Source organism: Listeria kieliensis (assembly GCF_003369925.1).
GTDB lineage: Bacteria > Bacillota > Bacilli > Lactobacillales > Listeriaceae > Listeria > Listeria kieliensis_A.
Map to the genome: position 1 here is coordinate 1,088,261 of NZ_LARY01000001.1, position 16,601 is coordinate 1,104,861.

Genomic DNA, 16,601 nt, shown 5'->3' on the forward strand with positions numbered 1-16,601 from the left:
ACTTACTACTATACGCAAAAAAACAGGCGTTGTAAATAACTGGGCCTGTTTTTATGAAAATTTATCACAATCTCTATTTATCAAATTACTAAAACTTTTTGAACAGGGATATCGTGATCCTCGACGACTAGTTCTTCATTAACTTGTTCTGAAAAAGCTAACGAAATTGTATTACCAGGAAAATTCATCAAATATCTGTCATAAAACCCTCCACCAAAGCCTATTCTGTAGCCTGCAGAATTAAAGACAACTCCCGGAACAATGAGTAAGGACAACTCACTTTTTGGAACTAGTTTTGCTTTGTCACTCGGCTCCATCAAATCAAACTTTTTTTTAATCAGCTGATCGCCCTCTTCATATTCTCGAAATTGCATTCTATGGCCTGGATAAAGTGTCTCAGGAATGGCTACTTTTTTTCCCTTTTCCCATGCTTGACGAATAATTGCTTCTGTTTCAATTTCAGGATAACGAGACAATGTAATACCTACAAAATGAGCGCGCTTCCATTCTTCAGTTTCAAAAAGAAGTTCAGCCAACTTAAGGGACTTCTCATCATGCTCTGTTTTCTCAAGTGATGTAAGTAACTTTAATGTTTCCGTTCTAAGCTTGCTTTTTTCCATTTCTTCTGAAACCTCCTTAAAAAGAAAAAGCAACAGGAAAGTCTGCTGCTTATTTCGTTTCGCGGTGCAAAGTCACACGACGCAATCTTGGACAATATTTTTTTAGTTCAATACGTTCAGGATTTTCACGTTTATTTTTAGTTGTAATGTAGTTGCGATCGCCACATTCGGTACATTCTAAAGTAATGTTTACGCGCATTGTTTTCCCTCCAAATCTTTGCGAAAGAGTATTTTATAACCTGTATAATGATACCATCTTTCCTCTATTTCTGCAAGGTTCGAAAGCTGCTTTCTTTTTATTTTCTTTACAAATTGGAATATTCATAGCCAAGAGCAGAGTTTTTATGGTATAAATGTATGTATAGGAACAGGGAAAAGAGGTGTTACTCCATAATGACAGTCGTAATCATAATCCTTCTGATTGCTGCCATCGCATTGTTTGTTCTTTCATTCATGCAAAAAGATGAAAGCAAACAAATTGAAACAGAATTAGAAGAAGTTGCTTCACAGTTGATGCATGAAAATTATGAGCTCAAAAAGCGGGTTTCATTGCTTGAAAAAGCCATGAACATAACAAAAGAGCCTGCCGAACAAGCTGATGATGATGAAACTGAAACAGAGGCAGAAAGTGTAAGCCCAAAAATGAAATCTTTACTAAAAAAACAAGTAATTACTCTTTATACAAGTGGGATTTCTGTGGATGAAATTGTTGAACAAGTTACTCTTCCGAAAGAAGAGATTGAACAAACTATTGAAGAATATTTGGAACATTAAAATCCATTTTGAATAGAGAAACTAAAACAGAAAGGAGTACTCCCTTTTGAAAAACAATCTGCGTATGATTGCACTTGGATTGCTCATTTCAGCAGTAGTTCTCTTCGTTTTCAACCAATTCTTTTCTGTAGATTCCAATGCGGCAAAGGAAAGCAAAAAAACAACGACAGTAGATAAAAGTAGCGAAGAAAACAGTGCAACTTGGAAAGCGAAATATGAAAAACTGCTTGCTAAGCAAGAGCTAGAAAAAAATAATCAAGACGAGGCTAAACGACTTGAAGCTCAGAAAAAAGCAGACGAAGAAAAGAAAAAAAAGGAAGTTAAAAATTACAAACTTGTAATTGCGAAAGGTGATCCTTCTTCAAAAGCAAGTGAAGATCTTGCAAAAAATGGGATTGTTAAAAATGCTTCTGATTTTGAAAAATACTTAAAACAAAATGATTATGAAAAATATATTCGTGACGGCTCCTATGACTTGAACAGCAAGATGAGTTACGAAGAAATTGCTAAAAAGTTAGCTCACCAATAAAAAAGATTGTCCCTGTTTCGGGACAATCTTTTTTATTTTTTATGCTCTTCTTTATGATGCGTTCTTGGTTTGCGGTTACGATCACCACTACCAAAATGTTTCTTTTGCTCTTTATCTTGTGATTTCTTTTCATCTAAGCCAGCTGGTTTTTCAAGCAAGGCTTTGCGGGACAAGTTAATTCGACCTTGGTTATCAATTTCAATAACTTTAACCGTTACTTCATCGCCAAGCTTAAGGATATCTTCCACTTTTCCAACGCGCTCATGTGCTAGTTCAGAAATATGAACTAAACCATCAGTTCCTTTAAATAGTTCAACAAAAGCTCCGAATTTCTCAATTCGACGAACTTTACCAGTATAGATTTCCCCTACTTTAGCTTCACGTACGATATCTTCAATGATCGCCATTGCTTTTTTATTCATTTCTTCATCTTGTGAAGCTACGTAAACTGTTCCATCTTGTTCGATATCGATCTTAACGCCAGTTTCATCAATGATTTGATTAATTTGCTTCCCACCAGGTCCGATAACATCTTTAATTTTATCTTCTTTAATCGTCATTGAAACGATCTTCGGCGCATATTTCGATAGATGATCGCGTGGTGCACTGATTGTGGATAGCAAATGATCCAAAATGTGTAGGCGACCTGCTTTAGCTTGCGTAAGGGCTTCTTCAAGAATTTGACGGCTAAGACCATCAATTTTGATATCCATTTGAAGCGCCGTAATGCCTTCGCTTGTTCCAGCTACTTTAAAGTCCATATCACCAAAGTGGTCTTCCATTCCTTGGATATCCGATAAAATCGTGTAGTCGTCACCCAATTTCACAAGTCCCATCGCGATACCCGCTACAGGAGCTTTAATTGGAACACCAGCATCCATTAGTGCGAGCGTTGAGCCACAAATACTTGCTTGCGAGCTAGAACCATTCGATTCTAATACTTCTGAAACAAGACGGATTGTGTATGGAAATTCTTCTTCACTTGGAATAATGTATTGTAAAGCGCGTTCGCCAAGTGCTCCGTGCCCAATTTCGCGACGTCCTGGGCCACGACGTGGTCCCGTTTCTCCAACACTAAATTGCGGAAAATTGTAGTGATGCATGAAGCGTTTATATTCCTCAGCGCCAAGTCCATCAATAATTTGATGTTCGCGTAACGGTGCTAACGTACAAATACTTAGAGCTTGTGTTTGTCCACGAGTGAAAAGACCCGATCCGTGAACGCGAGGTAACAAGCCCACTTCAGATGACAAGGGGCGAATTTCGTCTACTTTACGTCCATCTGGGCGGATTTTTTCTTGCGAAATTAAACGACGCATTTCATCTTTTTCAATCATCTCAAGAATATGCGCCACTTCGGCAAGAATCGCTTCTTCATCTTCGAGTTCTTTTTCTTTGTAGCTTTCAAGAATTTCTTCTTTGACAGCTTCAATCGCCGCTTCACGGGCTTTTTTCTCTTCTGTTTGAATCGCTTGTTTCATTTTCGCTTCGCTGACAGCTTTTACTTCTTTTTCAAGCTCAGGGTCAGTGACAAAAAGTTCGATTTCGCGTTTTTCTTTGCCTACTGCTTGAATAATTTCTTCTTGGAATTTGCAAAGACGTTTAATTTCTTCATGGCCAAACATGATAGCTTCAAGCATCGCTTCTTCAGAAACTTCTTTTGCTCCTGCTTCAACCATATTGATCGCATCATATGTTCCAGCAACTGTTAAAGAAATATCGCTTTGCTCCGCTTGTTCAATCGTCGGGTTGATGATATATTCACCATTTATGCGCCCTACTTCAACCCCTGCAATCGGTCCGTCAAACGGGATGTCCGAGATACAAAGAGAAATTGAAGAACCAAGCATTGCAGCCATTTCAGGTGAGCAGTCTTGTTCAACACTAAAAACAGTAGAAGTGATTTGCACTTCATTCCGGAATCCTTCAGCAAAAAGCGGACGAATTGGACGGTCAATCAAACGAGCTGTAAGTGTTGCGCGGTCACTCGGACGTCCTTCACGCTTCAAAAATCCACCTGGAACTTTCCCAACGGAATACATTTTTTCTTCATAATTAACAGTTAACGGAAAAAAATCACCAGGTCTTGGTTTTTTAGAACCTACTGTGGCCGTTAAAACAGCTGTATCGCCAAAGCGAACTAGTGCAGCACCACTCGCTTGTTTCGCAAGTTGCCCCACTTCTACGGCAAGTGTCTTACCGGCAAGTTCAGTCGTAAAGACTTGTTTTTCAGACATATCTTCATTTCTCCTTTTCTTCGGAGCGCAGAACTTTACCATGCATCAATTCTTTCATGCACACCTCGTTTAAAAGGCACGCATGAATCCAAAAACCTGATAAACGACTCATTTTACCACGTTTTTGGATTCATGCGATAAAGCTTCAAACGCTCTCCTTTTTACTCTTTAAAAAAAGCGGGAACCCAGAAGAATCCCGCTTTTTTCGGTCTCGTTTTTAACGACGTAAACCTAAACGTTTGATAAGTTCGCGGTAACGTTGCACATCTTTTTTACGAAGATAAGTAAGCAGGTTACGACGATGACCAACCATTTTCATCAAACCTCTATAAGAATGGTGGTCTTTCTTGTGTACACGAACGTGATCATTCAAATTATTGATTTCTGCAGTTAGTACAGCAATTTGCACCTCTGGAGAACCTGTATCTGTGTCATGGACACGATATTCAGCAATAATCTTGTTTTTTGCTTCTTGAGTTAATGCCATTAACTCCACCTCCTTCATTTCTAAATCCCCTATTACTGAGCAAAACGTTGGTGACTCGTCACTGCCAAGTAAAGGTTCTTGTCGTACAGAGTTAAAGATACACTATTCTAGCAAGAAAAGCAAGTAAAAATTTGCTTCTCACAGCCGTTTTTGCAGGCTAAATTGATTGGGAAAAATAAGCGCGCGTATTCGCTTCATCTTGCTTGAGTTGTTCCACAAGGCCTTCCACGCCGTTAAATTTCATTTCTGGCCGGAAGAAATGGAACCATTCGATTTCAGCTTGTTCCCCGTAAATCTCACGATCAAAGTCTAAAATGAACACTTCAATCGAACGTTCCTGATCCGTTTTAAACGTCACATTATAACCAATACTTGCCATTCCTGCATAGCTTTTTCCACCGATAATGAATCGAACCGCATAAATTCCAAGTTTGGGAATCAAATAATCTTCATCAATTTGCATGTTCGCAGTTGGGAACCCAAGCGTCCGGCCACGTTTATCTCCGTGAATAACCGTTCCCTTCACTTTATACGGATAGCCCAAAAGATCATTAGCAGTATCCAGATCACCATTTTCAATCGCTGAACGGATCTTCGTCGAACTGATTTTTTCTTCAAAGGCTTCCTGCTTATTCACGATCGTAACATCAAAACGGCCCTTCGCATAAGAAGCCATCTCTTCCATCTTACCTGCCCCTTTTTTGCCATAAGAATAATCAAAGCCAGCCACCACATGACGCGCATTTAACTTGACCAAATAGTCTTCTACAAATTGCTCAGGAGACAAGTCCGCAAATGCTGCCGTGAAACGAACTACATATACGATATCAATCCCAAGCTGTTCTATTTTTTCTAACTTTTCATCAAGTGGCGTTAAATAATGGACAGCTTTTCTTGTTTGACCGAGCACAACAGATGGATGTGGATCAAAGGTAAGTACAGCACTTTTCTCCCCATTTTCATCTGCAATTTGCTTGGCTTTTTTGATGACCGCTTGATGGCCTCTGTGAACCCCATCGAAGAATCCAAGAGCGATCGTTTTGGGATCGTGGTTTTCTACCGTAACATCTGGATGATGCAAAAAACAAGTTTCCATGACATTTTCTCCTCTGTTTTAAATTTCTATTTTTCGATTTCAAAAAGAGAGTTACGCAAGCTCGATCACTTTTTCCGGCTTCCAAACCCCTGACCTACTTGGATGCTTTTGATAAAGCGCTGTTAATTTCCCATCAAATAGTAGAGCAACAGGTGAAGAAGGCACAATTTCCTCTTTAAAAAGCTCCTGCTCCGTTAATAAAGCTCCGTTTAAAACACGTTTATGCAAAGCTTCTGTAAGCATTACTTGAGGAAAACTTTGAACACCTAATTCCAGTGGCTTCAAAAAGCTTAGATCGTCCGCTTGCATCTTTTCTTCAATTTCTGCAAGAGTAAGACAATCAGCTTCCTCAAAAAAGCCACTTTTAGAACGCCGCAAAGCCGACATATGAGCAGGATATCCTAATTTTTCACCAATCATCACAGCGAGTGTTCGAATATACGTCCCTTTCCCACAGCGAATCCTTAATGCAAAACTTGGGCTTGCTTGCGTGATTTCATGGCTATCTAAGCGCTTTAGCTCATCAATCTGGACTTGCCGCTTTGGTCGCTCAACACTTTCTCCCGCGCGAGCATACTCATAAAGCTTTTTCCCAGCCACTTTAACAGCTGAATACATAGGAGGAATTTGAGTGATTTCACCTGTCAATTCATCTAAGACTTTCGCGATTTCTTGCACAGAGATTGGTTCAGAAATCTCTTTTTCTGCCACTGTGTCCCCCGTCTGATCTTCTGTCGTTGTGCTTCTTCCAAGCGTGATTTCCGCGTGATATTCTTTGCCTTCATCTGTTAAATACTCCGCGAGTTTCGTTGCTCGTCCCACACAAATCGGCAAAACACCAGCCACTTCAGGATCAAGTGTTCCTGTATGTCCGACTTTTTTGGTTTTTAAAATCTTTCGAAGCTTAAAAACACAATCATGGCTCGTTAAACCGCGCTCTTTATATAGTGCAATGATGCCGTCCATGTTTTTCGCTCCACTCCTTTTCACTCAAAAAAAGCCGAAACGGAAACGGAAGAATCGTTTTGTCTCGGCTTTTTAGTTTTAACTGTCTTTATTTAAGTCCCGAAGTAACTCATCAATTTTATTGCCGTACTCAAGTGAGCTATCTACTTCAAACAAAAGCTCAGGAACTTTGCGCAAACTCATGCGGTTCCCGATTTCAGAACGAATAAAGCCATGTGCCTTTTCTAAGGCAAGCAAAGAATCTTCACGCTCTTTTTCATTTCCAAGAATCGAAATAAAAACCGTTGCTTGCTGTAAATCTCCTGTAACATCAACATCCGTTACGGTAATAAAACCTAGACGAGGATCTTTAATTTTTCGGTTTAAAATATCGCCTAGTTCTTTTTTCATTTGCTCAGCAACCCGATTTGCTCTTACACTCATTTTGTTCACCTCTATACCCAGTCTGCTTCCGTCTTGATTCTCTCCCATTCCGGGAAAGAATCAAGAAACGAAAGGACTTGTTCCGTTTCTTTTTCACACTGGACGCGTGTATCCGAAACCACAGCAAAACTAACTTCTGTTCGCTGCCACTTTTCTTTAAAAGCTGTTTCCGCAATGGAAACATTATATTTTTGGCGTGTACGTGTTAAAACACGTTTTAGCACACTCCGTTTTTCTTTCAAATTCATCGCATCATGAATAATCCATTCAGCCGCGACTGCTCGAATAATCATGCGCGCTCGATTTCTTCCATTACGAAGGCTTCAATCACATCATCTTCTTTAATGTCATTAAAGTTTTCAATTGTGATCCCACATTCATAACCTTTCGCTACTTCTTTAGCATCATCTTTGAAGCGTTTAAGTGAAGAAAGTTTTCCTTCAAACACAACAATGCCGTCACGAATCAAGCGCACTCCGCTATCACGTGTGATTTTTCCATCCGTTACATAACAGCCGGCAATTGTTCCGATTTTCGATACATTAAAGGTTTGACGAACTTGCGCTTGTCCGATAATTTTTTCTTCATATTCCGGATCAAGCATACCTTTCATTGCCGCTTCAATTTCTTCAATCGCTTTATAGATAACGCGGTGTAAACGAATATCAACGCCTTCATTTTCAGCAGCTTCGCGAGCTTGTGTAGTAGGTCGCACGTTAAAGCCAATGATGATCGCATTTGATGCTGCGGCAAGCGTAATATCTGATTCATTGATCGCACCAACTGCTGTATGAATGATATTAACATTGACCCCTTCAACTTCAATTTTACGAAGTGAAGCGGCAAGTGCCTCAACCGAGCCTTGAACGTCTGCTTTGATAATGACATTAACCGACTTCATTTCGCCAGCTTTCATGTGTTCAAACAAGTTATCTAGGCTAACGCGATTTGTTGCTGTACGTTGTTCTTGCACTGCTTTTGTGGCACGTGATTCTCCAACTGAACGAGCTGTTTTTTCATCTTCAAAGACAACAAAACGATCACCCGCTTGTGGTACATCATTTAGCCCTGTAATTTCAACCGGTGTACTTGGACCAACCTGTTTCACCCGGCGCCCCAGATCATTGACCATCGCACGAACACGACCAAAGGTATTCCCTACAACGATCGGATCTCCAACGTGTAGCGTTCCATCTTGAACAAGTAGTGTCGCAACAGAGCCACGGCCTTTATCGAGTTCTGCTTCCACGACTGTACCAAGCGCGCGACGTTCAGGATTCGCTTTTAGTTCTTCTACTTCAGACACAAGAAGAATCATATCCAGTAAATTGTCTAATCCCTCGCCGAATTTAGCAGAAATGGGTACAAAGATCGTGTCTCCGCCCCAGTCTTCTGGAATAAGTTCATATTCAGTCAACTCTTGCATGACACGTTCAGGGTTAGCTTGTGGTTTATCAATTTTATTGACTGCCACAATAATTGGCATTTTAGCAGCTTTTGCGTGGTTAATTGCTTCGATCGTTTGCGGCATCACACCATCATCAGCAGCCACAACAAGGATCGTGATATCTGTGATTTGTGCACCACGTGCACGCATTGCCGTAAAGGCTGCGTGTCCAGGTGTATCAAGGAAAGTAATTTTCTTACCACGAACATCTAATTGATACGCACCAATATGCTGAGTAATCCCACCTGCTTCACCAAGTGTTACTTTCGTGTTTCTTAGTGAATCAAGAAGGGTTGTTTTCCCGTGGTCAACGTGCCCCATGATTGTAACAACTGGCGGACGTTCTTCAAGATGCCCCGCATCTTCTTCAGCTGCGTTTTCAAAGTAAACATCAAGATCCGTCACATCCACTTTAATTTCTTCTTCTACTTCCACACCATATTCTGCACAAATTAGTTCGATAGCATCTTTGTCTAATTCTTGGTTAATCGTTGCAACAACGCCTAATAAGAACAGCTTTTTGATAATTTCAGAAGGTTCACGATACAATTTTTTCGCAAGTTCTGCGACTGTCAAAGACTCTGTAAACGTGATTTTTTCTGGAAGTGGTTTTGGTTTTGGCGGAGTTGCCGGTTGTGCTTGATGATTTTGTTTCCCTTTTTTCTTGCCTTTACCACCGCGGTTTTGGTTAAATCCACCATGAGTTCCGCCTTTACCACCACGATTTTGGTTATTATTTCCGCCAAAGCGGTTTCCTTGATTTTGATTTCGTCCAGGAGAAGCATTCGTGTTTCGGTTGCCCGAGTTTGTACTAGACTGTGGTTTATTTTTGTTCGTATTTACTGGTTTATCCGTACGTTTTGCTTGCTCTCCTTGACTAGTTTTTTGTTCGTTTTGACGTGGCTTATTGTTATTTTGTGCAGCTGGACGCTGCGGTTTATTTTCTTTTGGTTTTTGGTTATTATTTGAATTCAGTTTATTAGACTCCTTGCTATTCGGTTTATTTTGGACTTTTTCATTTTTTTGAACAGCCGGTTTCTCTTGTTTGCTTGAAAAAGCTTGATCGAGTTGTCTTAAGGCATTATCATTAATCGTCGACATATGGTTTGAAACTTCTACACCTAAGCTGTGTAACTTTTCAATAACTTCTTTACTCGAAACTTGTTGTTTTTTTGCATACTCATATACACGAATTTTACTCATGCCGTACACCTCCACTAGGTAATCAACCGAGGAGTTCATTTAGTTTTTTGGCAAATCCTTTGTCGAGAATACCAATGACTGCACGCGTTTCTTTGCCGATCGCCCCTCCTAGTTCTTCTCTTGTAAATTTTTTTTGCAAGGGGACATCGTAGTATTCACATTTATTTCGGACTTTTTTTTCTGTCCCGCTTGAAACATCATCTGCTAAAACAACAAGTGATGCCTTTCCGCTGCGAACTGCTTTTAAAACTAACTCTTCTCCGGTTGTTATTTTCTTTGCACGATTTGCAAGACCGAGGAGTTGGAGAAATTTTTCATCCATGATTCTTATCCTCGAGGGATTCTACATACGCAATTAACTCATCGTAAAATCCTTCTTGCTCTTTCATTTTTAATTGATGGAATAACGTATTTTTTTCTTTCGTACGTTTTGCTACATCTATATCCTTTTTAATATAAAAACCACGTCCTGGTGCTTTTCCGGTTGGATCAATCGTTAGCTCCCCATTTTTTGAATACGCAATGCGCAAGAGTTCTTGTTTAGGGAGTCTTTCACCAGTTACAATACACTTTCTAAGTGGGATTTTTTTGCTCCGCATGTCCGCTTTTCTCCTTTATTCTTCATCTTCCGAAACGCTATTTTCTTCTACAACCGTTTCTTCTGCTTCTTGAACAGGTGTTTCTTCGCGCGGATAAATACCCATTTCACGGGCAACGCTCTCGCTTTTAATATCAATTTTCCAGCCAGTTAACTTTGCAGCAAGACGAGCGTTTTGTCCACGCTTCCCGATTGCAAGAGAAAGCTGATAATCTGGCACAACAACCGTTGTTGCTTGTTCTTCTTCATTCACAATTACATCGAGCACTTTAGAAGGGCTAAGTGCGTTTGCAACAAATGTAAACGGATCATCTGACCATTCTACAATATCAATTTTTTCCCCTTTCAACTCGTTTACAATCGCTTGTACACGAGCTCCTTTAGGCCCAACACAAGCCCCAACAGCATCCACTTCTGGGTCTGCAGTGTAAACCGAAATTTTAGAGCGATCCCCTGCTTCTCGAGCGACCGATTTGATTTCCACAATTCCTTCATAAATTTCAGGAACTTCCATTTCAAATAGACGTTTTAATAATCCCGGGTGTGTTCTTGAAACAAAAATTTGTGGACCTTTTGTTGTTTTTTCTACTTTAGTCAAATAAACTTTGATCCGGTCATGCGGGCGATAAGTTTCATTTGGCATTTGTTCATTTTGCGAAAGAATCGCTTCAATTTTACCGAGATTTACATAGATAAAACGGGAATCTTGTCGCTCTACGATCCCTGTCATGATATCATCTTCGCGATCAATAAACTCATCGTAAATAATACCCCGCTCTGCTTCACGCACTCGTTGTGTGACAACCTGTTTAGCAGTTTGTGCAGCAATACGCCCAAAATCTTTCGGGGTAACTTCTAATTCCACAACATCCCCTACTTTATACACGGGGTTTAATTCATGCGCTTCTTCAAGCGAAATTTCAAGACGTGAATCGAATACTTGATCCACCACATCTTTTCTCGCAAATACGCGAATAGATCCATTTTCAAGATTCAATTCTACGCGTACATTTTGTGCTTGGTTAAAATTCCGTTTATAAGCAGAAACAAGCGCTGCTTCAATCGCTTCAACGATTACATCTCGGGAAATTCCTTTATCATGTTCTAAAACATGAAGAGCATCTAGTAATTCTGTGCTCATTACTCATTCACTCCTTATTTAATTTTTTAAAATTCGATGGCAAGGCGTGCTTTTGCAACCTTGTCTTTCGGGATTACACATGTGATCTTTCGCGTTTTATCTTTGATTTCGATGATTAATTCATTTCCATCATAAGACATAAGCGTGCCTTCCCACATTTTACGATCATCAATTGGCTCGTAAGATGTAATATGCACATAGCTTCCCACTGCGTTTTCAAAATCTGCTTCTTTTTTTAGAGGACGTTCAGCGCCAGGAGAAGAAACTTCTAGAAAATAGTTTTGACTGATTGGATCAGACTCATCTAATTTTTCACTTACTTTTTCACTGACAATTGCGCATTCATCAATATCAATTCCACCATCTTTATCAATAAAAATACGTAAAAACCAATTTTTTCCTTCTTTTTCAAACGCTAAATCGACAAGTTCAAAGCCTAACTCATCAGTAATCGGCTTGACAAGCTCCTCTACTTGGTCCAAAACCTTACTCATTTCAGCCTCCTTAGAGATATGCTCTGCTACCGGTGCGAATGTTCTTCCAAACAATCACAAAACGAAAGAGTGGGCAAATGCCCACTCTTAGCTGAGTTATCGTTGTATTTCATTATATAGTATACCATAGCTTGCGTGATTTCGCAAACAAGCCCGCAACTTGTGAGTCTTTTTTAAAACAGCGACAACTGATTTTGGTCGGGAAGGCCTTCCAAGCAGCCTTGCTCATCCATATATTGAATGATAGTTTTAGAAACTTTCCCACGTTGTTGCAAGTCTTCTTTCGATAAGAATTCACCGTCTGCGCGAGCTGTAACAATTTGTTTCGCCACGTTTGTTCCAAGACTTGGAATTGCATTAAACGGCGGAATCAACGTATCACCTTCAATGATAAACTCATCTGCCTTCGATTTATATAAATCAACTTTTTGGAATTTATATCCTCTTGCAAGCATTTCGTTTGCGATCTCAAGCACCGTGAGCAAATTCTTTTCCTTCGTCGAAGCCTCAAGCCCTTTATCATTAATTTCTTTCATGACTGCTTTAACCGCTTCACGTCCGTTCACCATTGATGTTAAATCAAAATCATCTGCACGAACGGAGAAATAAGTTGCATAGAAATAAAGTGGATGATGCACCTTAAAGTAAGCGATCCGAACCGCCATCAGCACATAAGCAGCCGCATGGGCTTTCGGGAACATATATTTGATTTTTTTACAAGAATCAATATACCAGTTTGGCACATTGTTTGCGATCATGGCTTCTTCCATTTCGTCTGTTAAGCCTTTCCCTTTCCGTACGGATTCCATAATTCGGAAAGCAAGCGAACTTTCAAGACCTTGATAAATTAAGAAAACCATGATGTCATCCCGACAACCAATTACATCAGGAAGCTCACAAATTTTATTTTTAATCAATTCTTCCGCGTTCCCGAGCCAAACGTCCGTGCCGTGTGAAAGTCCAGAGATCTGAACAAGTTCAGAAAACGTGGTTGGCTTTGTTTGTTCAAGCATTTGTCGAACGAAACGTGTCCCAAACTCAGGAATCCCAAGTGTCCCCGTCTTCGAATCAATGTCCTCTGGTGTAACGCCAAGCGATTCCGTTGAACCAAATAATTTCATCACTTCTGGATCATCAGTTGGAATGGTTTTGGGATCGATTCCGCTTAAATCCTGAAGCATCCGGATAGCCGTTGGATCATCGTGCCCAAGAATATCGAGTTTCAACACATTATCGTGGATAGAGTGGAAATCAAAATGAGTCGTTTTCCATTCCGAATCCGTTGCATCCGCGGGATATTGCACAGGCGTAAAGTCATAGACATCCATATAATCTGGAATAACGATGATTCCGCCCGGATGCTGCCCTGTTGTTCGTTTTACTCCCGTACAGCCAGCAACAAGTCGGTCCACCTCGGCACCGCGAATATTCATGTTCATATCTCGCTCATAACCACGCACAAATCCAAAGGCTGTTTTTTCAGCGACCGTACCGATCGTTCCTGCACGATAAACATGATCTTCCCCAAATATTTCTTTTGTATAAGCATGGGCGACAGGTTGATAATCTCCAGAAAAGTTAAGGTCAATATCGGGAACCTTATCCCCTTTAAATCCTAAGAAAGTTTCAAATGGAATATCTTGTCCTTCCTTCCGGTAAGCCGTTCCACATTCCGGACAGGTTTTATCAGGAAGGTCAAAGCCAGAACCAACCGACCCATCATGAAAGAACTCAGAATGCTTACAATTTGGGCAAAGATAGTGTGGCGGAAGTGGATTCACCTCAGTAATTTCTGTCATCGTCGCTACAAATGAAGAACCAACGGACCCCCGGGAACCAACTAAATAGCCATCATTCAGTGACTTTTTAACCAATTTATGTGAAATCAAATAGATAACGGCAAATCCGTGACCGATAATACTCTTAAGTTCTTTTTCAAGCCGCGCTTCCACGATTTCTGGAAGCGTTTCGCCATATAAATCATGTGCCATCTTATAACTCATATTACGAATTTCATCTTCGGCGCCTTCAATTTTTGGCGTATAAAGCTCATCTTTAATCGGCTTTAACTCATCCATCCAGTCCGCAACTAAGTTCGAATTCTTCACAACAACTTCCTCTGCTTTTTCCGCACCAAGAAAACTAAATTCCTTAAGCATCTCTTCTGTTGAGCGGAAATGCACATCTGGAAGTTCTTGACGATTCAGTGGATTCGCGCCTCCCATCGAATGAATCAAGATTTTTCGGTAGATTTTATCTTGCGGGTCCTTATAATGGACATTTCCCGTTGCTACAACAGGTTTGCCAGTTTTTTCGCCCACTTTCACAATGTTTTTCAAAATCTCTTCCAAAGCTTTTTCATCACGTATCATTTCACGTTCGATCAGTGGCGCATAAACAGGTTTTGGTTGTATCTCGATAAAATCATAAAACCCTGCTACTTTTTCTGCTTCCGCCATTCCCTTTTGCATCATCGCTTCAAAAAGTTCTCCCTGACTACAAGCCGTTCCAATAATAAGTCCTTCACGCAGTTTCTTAAGCTTCGAACGCGGAATCCGCGGTACGCGATAGAAATAATCAATGTTCGACATGGAAATCAGTTTAAATAAATTCTTCAAGCCTTCTGCCGTTTTTGCATAAATCGTTGCATGGAATGGACGCGCGCGTTTATATGCATCTCCTTCTCCCATGAACTGATTGAACTCATCATGATTCGTGATCTCATGCATTTCTTTTGCATCTTTGATGAGTTTCCAAGCCAAATAAGCAGTGGCCTCCGCATCAAAAATCGCACGGTGATGCTGTTCCAATATAATATTGAACTTTTTCGTCAGTGTATTCAAGCGATGATTCTTAAAATGTGGATAAAGAAAGCGAGCTAGCTCGAGCGTATCAATGACCGCGTTGGGTGCATCTTGCATACCAATCTTCCGGTAAGCCGTATTGATGAAGCCCATATCAAAAGAAGCATTGTGGGCAACAAGGATTGCATCTCCGCACCACTCACGGAAATTATTCAAGACAACATCAATTGGATCAGAGCCTTTTACCATGTCATCTGTGATTCCTGTTAAGTTGATCGTTGTAGCCGAAAGCGGGTGTCCCGGATCAATAAAAGCTTCAAATTTATCAATGATCTCGCCGTCATGCATTTTAATTCCCGCAAGTTCAATAATCGTATCATAAACAGCAGAAAGTCCCGTAGTTTCCACGTCAAAAACAACATAAGTCGCATCTTTTAAATCAATATGTTTGTCATTATAGGCAATCGGAACCCCATCATCAATCAAGTTTGCTTCTACACCGTAAAGAATCTTGATGCCAAATTTTTGTCCCGCCGCATAAGCTTCCGGAAACGACTGCACAACCGAGTGATCCGTTAACGCAATCGCTTTATGTCCCCAATCCGCAGCTTGCTTAGCAAGATCCGTGATCGAATTCGTAGCATCCATTTGGCTCATGTTCGAATGCAGATGAAGTTCCACACGTTTTTCCTCTGCCCCGTCGAGCCGTTTTCTCGGTGCAATTTCATTTACATCTTGCGCCATCATGATTAAATCACGCACAAAAGTGTCATTTTGAACACTTCCACGCACTTTCACCCACATGCCCTTTTTCAAATTCTGGAACATGGCTGCGTCATCTTTATCACGAGAAAACATCTTGATGATCATCGAACTCGTATAGTCGGTGATTTTAAATTGAAGTAAACTCCGACCGCTTCTCAGTTCGCGAATTTCCGTCGCAAAAACATAGCCTTGAACGGTAATTCGGCGCTCCTCGTCATAAATATCACCGAGATGCTTCACTTCGTCACCATCTTTAATTTTATAGCCCAGTTGGAACGGCCCCGTAAGTTCAGCTGGCGCTTGGGAAGTCCCACTTTCCGCTTCTTGCTGACGCTTTTGCATGACTTGAACCGCAGCCTTAGCTTTCTCGGCATCTTCCTCTTCCTTCGCCTTCTTAAAGGCTTCGTAGGCTTCCGTATTTTCCTGCGTAAGCACAGTAGTTCGAAAAGCAAGACGCGGGAACCCGCAGTTTGCATAGTTTTCAAGAATTTCTGCAGCAAAGCTTTGCTCAAATTTGGTCTTTTCCATTTCGTTGTGCAAATTTAATTCCAAAAAATGAGGTTCCTTAAGCTTTGGCTTTTGTTCCATTAAAACTTGCCCAATCAAAGGTGATGTCGCTAAAATCGGCGAAACAAGGATATTCCAATAATCTTGAATCAACGTTTCATCGAGCCGCGCATCTTTGACGTGAATAGCAAGTTCCGTATTCGCAATCTCATTAAACGCACGTTTCATGCCCGTATCCAGTAATGTATAAAAATCCGCAGGGAAAATTTGCGGCGTCTCTAAATGAAACTGCCACGTTTTATTTCTTTTATCCGCAATCAACTTTTCAATTTTGGTATCCCGCGTGAAATCTTCAAATGTTTTGTCTTCCTTTAATCCGATTTGTTCTAAAAGAAGTTGAAATCGCTCCTTTTTTTCTTCTTCTGAAGCACTCAATTGGGTGTCACTCCTTTCAGCTAAAAAGCTGTAAAAAGTACCTTCCACAAAATGCAAAGGTACTTTTTAATCTAT

16 protein-coding genes are annotated in these 16,601 nt (G+C 40.5%); 2 read left to right on the forward strand and 14 right to left on the reverse strand.

Annotation, left to right across the window (positions count from 1 at the left end):
* Positions 1-80: 80 nt before the first annotated feature.
* Positions 81-620 carry a 5-formyltetrahydrofolate cyclo-ligase gene (locus UR08_RS05365; RefSeq protein WP_115752609.1) on the reverse strand — a complete coding sequence of 180 codons (540 nt, stop codon included), beginning with the start codon at positions 618-620 and terminating at the stop codon, positions 81-83.
* A gap of 49 nt (positions 621-669) precedes the next feature.
* Positions 670-819, reverse strand: a complete 150-nt coding sequence (gene rpmG, locus UR08_RS05370; RefSeq protein ID WP_003719608.1) for a 50S ribosomal protein L33 — start codon at positions 817-819, stop codon at positions 670-672.
* Between the two features lie 194 nt (positions 820-1,013).
* On the opposite strand from rpmG, the gene UR08_RS05375 reads away from it, so the two are divergent.
* Complete coding sequence (locus tag UR08_RS05375; protein ID WP_115752610.1) at positions 1,014-1,394, forward strand: hypothetical protein; 381 nt, start codon at positions 1,014-1,016, stop codon at positions 1,392-1,394.
* 46 nt (positions 1,395-1,440) lie between these two features.
* Positions 1,441-1,923 (forward strand): endolytic transglycosylase MltG, encoded by a 483-nt coding sequence (locus UR08_RS05380; RefSeq protein WP_115752611.1) that lies wholly within the window; start codon positions 1,441-1,443, stop codon positions 1,921-1,923.
* A gap of 32 nt (positions 1,924-1,955) precedes the next feature.
* Here UR08_RS05380 and pnp read toward each other — a convergent pair whose 3' ends face one another.
* The 12 genes from pnp to UR08_RS05440 form a co-directional block, all read right to left on the reverse strand.
* Positions 1,956-4,160 (reverse strand): polyribonucleotide nucleotidyltransferase, encoded by a 2,205-nt coding sequence (gene pnp / locus UR08_RS05385; RefSeq protein ID WP_115752612.1) that lies wholly within the window; start codon positions 4,158-4,160, stop codon positions 1,956-1,958.
* Between the two features lie 217 nt (positions 4,161-4,377).
* A complete protein-coding gene (rpsO, locus tag UR08_RS05390; RefSeq protein WP_036072602.1) occupies positions 4,378-4,647 on the reverse strand; it encodes a 30S ribosomal protein S15 in 270 nt (89 codons plus the stop codon).
* A 157-nt stretch (positions 4,648-4,804) separates the two neighbouring features.
* Entirely contained in the window at positions 4,805-5,743 is a 939-nt protein-coding gene (locus tag UR08_RS05395) for a bifunctional riboflavin kinase/FAD synthetase (RefSeq protein WP_115752613.1), read from the reverse strand.
* A gap of 51 nt (positions 5,744-5,794) precedes the next feature.
* Entirely contained in the window at positions 5,795-6,709 is a 915-nt protein-coding gene (truB, locus tag UR08_RS05400; RefSeq protein WP_115752614.1) for a tRNA pseudouridine(55) synthase TruB, read from the reverse strand.
* A gap of 78 nt (positions 6,710-6,787) precedes the next feature.
* Entirely contained in the window at positions 6,788-7,132 is a 345-nt protein-coding gene (gene rbfA, locus UR08_RS05405; RefSeq protein WP_115752615.1) for a 30S ribosome-binding factor RbfA, read from the reverse strand.
* Positions 7,133-7,143: 11 nt separating this feature from the next.
* Positions 7,144-7,422, reverse strand: a complete 279-nt coding sequence (locus UR08_RS05410) for a DUF503 domain-containing protein (protein ID WP_240616045.1) — start codon at positions 7,420-7,422, stop codon at positions 7,144-7,146.
* Complete coding sequence (gene infB / locus UR08_RS05415) at positions 7,422-9,782, reverse strand: translation initiation factor IF-2 (protein ID WP_115752617.1); 2,361 nt, start codon at positions 9,780-9,782, stop codon at positions 7,422-7,424. Before infB ends, UR08_RS05410 begins: the two co-directional genes overlap by 1 nt.
* Before the next feature lie 22 nt (positions 9,783-9,804).
* Complete coding sequence (locus UR08_RS05420; RefSeq protein ID WP_115752618.1) at positions 9,805-10,104, reverse strand: YlxQ family RNA-binding protein; 300 nt, start codon at positions 10,102-10,104, stop codon at positions 9,805-9,807.
* Positions 10,097-10,381, reverse strand: coding sequence for an RNase P modulator RnpM (gene rnpM / locus UR08_RS05425; RefSeq protein WP_115752619.1), 285 nt, complete (start codon positions 10,379-10,381; stop codon positions 10,097-10,099). Before rnpM ends, UR08_RS05420 begins: the two co-directional genes overlap by 8 nt.
* A gap of 15 nt (positions 10,382-10,396) precedes the next feature.
* The gene (gene nusA, locus UR08_RS05430) at positions 10,397-11,521 is read right to left on the reverse strand and encodes a transcription termination factor NusA (protein ID WP_115752620.1); all 1,125 of its coding nucleotides are present in this window, start codon (positions 11,519-11,521) and stop codon (positions 10,397-10,399) included.
* A gap of 26 nt (positions 11,522-11,547) precedes the next feature.
* Positions 11,548-12,015 carry a ribosome maturation factor RimP gene (gene rimP / locus UR08_RS05435; RefSeq protein ID WP_115752621.1) on the reverse strand — a complete coding sequence of 156 codons (468 nt, stop codon included), beginning with the start codon at positions 12,013-12,015 and terminating at the stop codon, positions 11,548-11,550.
* A 173-nt stretch (positions 12,016-12,188) separates the two neighbouring features.
* Positions 12,189-16,526, reverse strand: a complete 4,338-nt coding sequence (locus UR08_RS05440; protein WP_115752622.1) for a PolC-type DNA polymerase III — start codon at positions 16,524-16,526, stop codon at positions 12,189-12,191.
* Positions 16,527-16,601 lie beyond the last annotated feature (75 nt).

Excerpts from the sequence above, each read along its gene's own strand:
- UR08_RS05395 (WP_115752613.1), bottom strand. The coding sequence starts at position 5,743 with ATGGAAACTTGTTTTTTGCATCATCCAGATGTTACGGTAGAAAACCAC.
- rbfA (WP_115752615.1), bottom strand. The coding sequence starts at position 7,132 with ATGAGTGTAAGAGCAAATCGGGTTGCTGAGCAAATGAAAAAAGAACTA.
- UR08_RS05420 (WP_115752618.1), bottom strand. The coding sequence starts at position 10,104 with ATGGATGAAAAATTTCTCCAACTCCTCGGTCTTGCAAATCGTGCAAAG.
- UR08_RS05375 (WP_115752610.1), top strand. The coding sequence starts at position 1,014 with ATGACAGTCGTAATCATAATCCTTCTGATTGCTGCCATCGCATTGTTT.
- pnp (WP_115752612.1), bottom strand. The coding sequence starts at position 4,160 with ATGTCTGAAAAACAAGTCTTTACGACTGAACTTGCCGGTAAGACACTT.
- truB (WP_115752614.1), bottom strand. The coding sequence starts at position 6,709 with ATGGACGGCATCATTGCACTATATAAAGAGCGCGGTTTAACGAGCCAT.
- rpmG (WP_003719608.1), bottom strand. The coding sequence starts at position 819 with ATGCGCGTAAACATTACTTTAGAATGTACCGAATGTGGCGATCGCAAC.
- rpsO (WP_036072602.1), bottom strand. The coding sequence starts at position 4,647 with ATGGCATTAACTCAAGAAGCAAAAAACAAGATTATTGCTGAATATCGT.
- rimP (WP_115752621.1), bottom strand. The coding sequence starts at position 12,015 with ATGAGTAAGGTTTTGGACCAAGTAGAGGAGCTTGTCAAGCCGATTACT.
- nusA (WP_115752620.1), bottom strand. The coding sequence starts at position 11,521 with ATGAGCACAGAATTACTAGATGCTCTTCATGTTTTAGAACATGATAAA.
- infB (WP_115752617.1), bottom strand. The coding sequence starts at position 9,782 with ATGAGTAAAATTCGTGTATATGAGTATGCAAAAAAACAACAAGTTTCG.
- UR08_RS05365 (WP_115752609.1), bottom strand. The coding sequence starts at position 620 with ATGGAAAAAAGCAAGCTTAGAACGGAAACATTAAAGTTACTTACATCA.
- rnpM (WP_115752619.1), bottom strand. The coding sequence starts at position 10,381 with ATGCGGAGCAAAAAAATCCCACTTAGAAAGTGTATTGTAACTGGTGAA.